Annotated in this window: 4 protein-coding genes; 2 read left to right on the top strand and 2 right to left on the bottom strand. The window is 67.6% G+C overall.

What is annotated here, in order from left to right; genetic code table 11:
* Positions 1-805, top strand: an 805-nt coding sequence (locus VFA16_RS10435; protein WP_324967739.1) for a magnesium chelatase domain-containing protein, incomplete at its 5' end; no start/stop codon positions are given.
* Positions 805-1,917, top strand: a complete 1,113-nt coding sequence (gene disA, locus VFA16_RS10440) for a DNA integrity scanning diadenylate cyclase DisA (protein ID WP_324967740.1) — start codon at positions 805-807, stop codon at positions 1,915-1,917. The genes VFA16_RS10435 and disA, both read left to right, overlap by 1 nt.
* Positions 1,918-1,929: 12 nt before the next feature.
* Here the strand turns inward: disA and VFA16_RS10445 are convergent, their stop codons facing one another.
* The gene (locus VFA16_RS10445; RefSeq protein WP_324967741.1) at positions 1,930-2,748 is read right to left on the bottom strand and encodes a hypothetical protein; all 819 of its coding nucleotides are present in this window, start codon (positions 2,746-2,748) and stop codon (positions 1,930-1,932) included.
* 20 nt (positions 2,749-2,768) lie between these two features.
* On the bottom strand, positions 2,769-5,246 hold a 2,478-nt coding region (locus VFA16_RS10450; protein ID WP_324967742.1), incomplete at its 5' end, for an RND family transporter.

The raw sequence follows: 5,246 nt of genomic DNA on the forward strand, positions 1-5,246 counted from the left end.
CCATGTCACCAAGGACGGTGCCATCGCGGGGCCGCGGTCGCTCGAGCACCTTGTCGACGTGGTGCTGCATTTCGAGGGCGACCGCAATTCCGCGTTGCGCATGGTGCGCGGAGTCAAAAACCGGTTCGGCGCTACCGACGAGGTTGGTTGCTTTCTTCTGGAGGACAGCGGGATTGAAGGTGTGACCGACCCCTCCGGCCTATTTCTGGATCAGCGCTCACAGCCGGTGCCCGGCACCGCGATTACGGTGGCGCTGGACGGCAAGCGGCCCCTGATCGGCGAAGTGCAGGCGTTGCTGGCCCGACCATCGGGCGGGTCGCCGCGGCGGGCGGTCAGCGGCATTGACCATGCCCGAGCCGCGATGATCACCGCGGTGCTGCAAACGCACGCCCGGCTACCCCTAGCCGTCAGCGACGTCTTCGTGTCCACAGTCGGTGGCATGCGGCTGACCGACCCCTCATCGGATCTCGCTGTTGCGATCGCCCTGGCGTCGGCCTACGCCAACCTGCCGCTACCCACCACCGCGGTGGTCATCGGCGAGGTGGGTCTGGCCGGTGACCTGCGCCGGGTCGCCGGAATGGAACGACGGCTGGCTGAAGCCGTCCGGCAGGGGTTCACCACAGCGCTGATCCCACCGGGATGCGGCGCGGCGCCGAAGGAGCTGCATGCGCTGGAGGCGCCCACCATCGTCGCGGCGCTGCACCACATGGTCGACATCGCCGAATACCGCCGAGACACGCCCGCGCCGCTGCATCAGCTGGACCTGCCCCCGGGCGCTGCAGGCGCAGAGCACAATGAGTGGTGATGAACCCCGGCGAACTCAGCAGGAACGGCAGCACGCCGCTCCCGCGTCCCACGCTGCGTGAGGCTGTCAGCCGCCTGGCGCCGGGCACCGCGTTACGGGACGGCTTGGAGCGCATTCTGCGTGGCCGCACTGGCGCGCTGATCGTGCTGGGTTACGACGACAGCGTCGAGGCCATCTGCGACGGCGGCTTCTCCCTGGATGTGCGCTATGCGCCGACTCGGCTGCGGGAACTGTCGAAGATGGACGGCGCGGTGGTGCTGTCCACCGACGGCAGTCGCATCGTGCGGGCCAACGTCCAACTGGTGCCCGACCCATCGATACCCACCGACGAATCCGGCACCCGGCACCGCTCGGCGGAGCGGGCCGCAATCCAGACCGGCTACCCGGTGATCTCGGTCAGCCACTCGATGAACATCGTCACCGTCTACGTCGGCGGGGAGCGTCACGTGTTGGCCGATTCGGCGACCATCCTGTCTCGCGCCAACCAGGCCATCGCGACCCTGGAACGGTACAAGGCCCGGCTCGACGAGGTCAGCAGGCAGCTGTCGAGGGCTGAGATCGAGGACTTCGTCACGCTGCGCGACGTGATGACAGTGGTGCAACGACTGGAGTTGGTGCGCCGGATCGGTTTGGTGATCGAGAACGATGCGGTCGAGCTGGGCACCGACGGGCGTCAATTGCGGTTGCAACTTGAGGAATTGCTGGGCGGCAACGACACCGCGCGAGAGCTCATCGTGCGTGACTATCACGCCAACCCCGAACCGCCGTCGAAGGCCCAGGTAGCCGCCACACTCGACGAGCTCGATGCACTGTCGGACACAGAGCTGCTTGATTTCACCGTGCTCGCAAAGGTTTTCGGATATCCGTCGACCGCCGAGGCGCAGGACTCGGCGATGAGCGCGCGTGGCTACCGCGCGATGGCTGATATCCCGCGTCTGCAATTCGCGCACGTCGATTTGCTGGTTCGGACATTCGGTTCGCTGCAGGACCTGTTGGCCGCGAGCGCCACCGATCTGCAGTCAGTGGACGGGATCGGCGCGATGTGGGCCCGTCATGTCCGCGAAGGCCTCTCGCAATTGGCCGAGTCGACCATCGCCGATCCGCTCAGCTGATCTCGTGAGAGTTCAGTTGCCGGGCTGGGCCGGTGGCGCCCCAGGCGGCGGCGGGGCAGCCGGCGGTGGTGCGGCAGGCGGCGGCGCGCCCGGGGGCGGAGCAGCAGCACCCGGCGGCGGGGCACCTGGCGCCGGCGCCTGAGCCAAGATGAACGGCACCGGAGCCGAGCGCAGGTTTCCCAGCTGCACGACGAGGTTGTAGGTGCCGGGTCCGATCGGTGGCCGCGGCAGCGGGCAATGCGGCGCCGACCCCATGCCGGTCCACGTCACCGCGGTGGTCACCTGCTCGCCGGGCGCGAACGTCTTGACCAGCGTCTCGTTGGACGGCGCACAGTCGAGGTTGGACCAGAGTCGCTTGCCGTCCAACGAGTAGACGTAGGCGGCCAACACCGCGGCTCCCACATCACGCTTGCAGGACACCAGGCCGATGTTGGTGACGACCATGGTGAATTTCGGCTGGTCACCGATGACGTACTGGGGTTGGTTGGTCAGGCCTTTGACGGCCAGCGTCGAGTCAGGGCAGTCGTCGCCCTCCTTGAGCACCGGCGGCGGCTGCACTGCGGCGGTCGGCGTCTCCGGGGCGCCGGCGTTCGGGGCTGCCGGCGCCGCAGCCGGTGGCTGAACCTGTGGCTGCACGATCGGAGACTTTGCGGGCAGGGCGGCGGTCGGCTTTTCGGACGCGGTGGTGTTAGCGCCGGCACTGCTGCTCATCACAGCGACGACGATCGCGACCACGATCCCGATCACTACGACCGCAATGCCCAGCGCCAGTCCCCTGCGTCGCCAGTAAATTTCTGGCGGTAACGGGCCATGCGGCTCTAGATCCAGCACATTCACACCGTAAGCCCAGGTCACGCTGATGCGAGCGACCGCACTCGGCGTGTCGCTGCGCTAGCAACAGCCACCGGCCGGTTCCGCGGCGTAGCGATACGCCGCGGCCACCAGAACCAGCGCCCAAGCAACGCCACCATTGACGGCATCAAGAATGTCCGGACGATCAACGTGTCCAGCAACAGGCCTACCCCGATGGTGAGACCGGTCTGCGCGACTGGGAGCACCGTGCTGGCCATCAAGGCGAACATCGTGATCCCGAAGACGATCCCGGCGGTCGTCACTACCCCGCCGGTCCCGGCGAAGGCCCGGATTAGGCCGGTGCCGAAACCGGCCGGGGCCTCTTCTCGGATCCGCATTGCCAGCAGCAAGTTGTAGTCGGCGCCCACGGCCACCAACGCGATGAACGCTATCGGCGCGGCGGCCCAATGCATTTCATGGCCGAGCAACTGCTGCCAGATCAGCCCGCTGACGCCCAGCGCCGAGGCGTAGGAGACGATGACGGTTCCCACTACCGCTGCTGCCGCCACCGGGCTGCGCAGCATGATCGTGACGATCAGGAAGATCAGCGCCAGGGTGGCCGCCACCAGCAAAACGATGTCGTGCCGGACGTAAACCTGGAGGTCCCGGGTGACAGGCCCCACCCCTGCCAGGTCCACCGCAGTCGGCGTCAGCGTGCCTTCCTTGGTCGCTTCGGCGACGGCTGTCTCGATTTGCCTGGCACGCTGGGCACCGTCGGCCCCCCATTCCTGCCGGTCGCCGTACACCAGCAGATACGTCGCCCGGCCGTCCCGCGAGACCAACTGATTCAATGCTTCCCGGTATCTCGGGTCGGACAGCGCTCGAGACGGCAGATAAAACCCGCCCGCCGCGCTGCCCCGGAAACTCGTGTCGATTTCTCGCAGGTAGTCGGTGAGCTGGCGCAGCCGAGGGCCGAAAGAGTTCACCGCGTCCCGCAGCTCGCTGGTCGCGGCCCGGGCCTCGCCCAGCACGCCGCGCATCGACTGCAGCGTCGATGGCAGGGCGGTCAGCGCTGTCGTTGCCGCGCCCGAGCCGGACGTCAGCTTGCCTGCGCCGCTGGACAATTCAGCGGAGCTGCGGACCACGCTGTCGACAGGTTCGACGACGCGAGCCACCACCGCGCAGATCGGATTCCCCGGGCAGTCCGGTGTGCCGTCGACGAATCGGCGCAGCGGGTCCAAGTACCCCGAAACGGTGGTGACGCTGTCCTGCAAACCTGTCATCCCTGCACGCATGTCGTCGGCGCCCGAACCGATTTCACGCAGGCCCGCTGCACCGCCGGCCATACCGCGACCTAATTGGTCCACCGCGCTACCCAGCCGGGCCAGCATGCCATCCAGCTCCCCCACCCTTTGAAGCCGCTCGACGAGCGCGTCCACATCGGCGCCCAGCTGCTCGCCGAGCACTCCGCCCTGGTAAGTCAGGGTCGCCTCGTCGGGCACGGTGCCGGCCGGCCGGCTGGCCGACTGCACCATCCGCACCCCGGGAATGGCCATGATTTGGCGGGTGATCCGCTCGATGGCAATAAGCCCGGGCGGATTGCGCAGATCGTGGTCGGCCTGGACGGTTACGACGTCGGGCAGCAGCCGGTTCGCTTGGAAGTGCTTGTCCATGGCCGCATAGCCGAGGTTGGACTCGACGTTGCGTGGGGTCGCAGCCGGTTCGTTCCACCCTGTCCGCATGCCCGCGAGCGGCAGCATCAGGACGACGATCAGTGCGCCGCTGGCCACCAGCACCGGTCCGGGCCAGCGCGCGACGGTCACGCCGATACGCCGCCACCGGCGAGCGATAACCGAGCGCCGCGGTTCCAGCAGACCGCGGCGGCTAGTTAGACCGATCATCGCCGGGATCAGCGTGAGCGCCATCAGCATCGCCGTCAAAATCCCTATCGCGCAAGGCGTTCCAACGCTGCGGAACATCGCGACTTTGGCCAGGCTCAAGCAGGCTAGCGCCGCCGACATGGTCAACGCCGACCCGACGATGACGGGTGCGACGCCGCGGTAGGCATCGGCCAGCGCGGCCGCCGGGTCGATTCCCCGCCGCCGGCCCTCGTGGTATCGGCCGATCAAGAAGATGGCGTAGTCGGTGCCGGCACCCAGGATCATCGCCGCGATCAACGCCACAGAGAACAGCGACACCTCAACCAGACCATGCTCGGCGAATACCGCGACCACCGAGCGGGCGACAGCCAGCGCCAACCCCACCGCGATCAGCGGAATGCCCGCGGCGACCGGTGAGCGGTAAACAATCAACAGCAATGCCGCGATCACCACGACCGTTGCCGCGGTTATAACCAGCATCTGGTGATCGATCGCCGCGAATTCGTCAGAGATGGTGCTACCGGGCCCGGTGACGTACACGTGCAGACCGGCGGGCGGCCCCAGACGGGCCGCCATGTGGCGGACCGCAGCAACTGACTGGCTGGCCTGCGATGTGCCCAGCATCCCCGACAACCGCAGCATCACGTTCGCTGCCTG

The sequence above is a fragment of the Mycobacterium sp. genome (genome assembly GCF_035653355.1).
Classification (GTDB): Bacteria; Actinomycetota; Actinomycetes; order Mycobacteriales; family Mycobacteriaceae; genus Mycobacterium.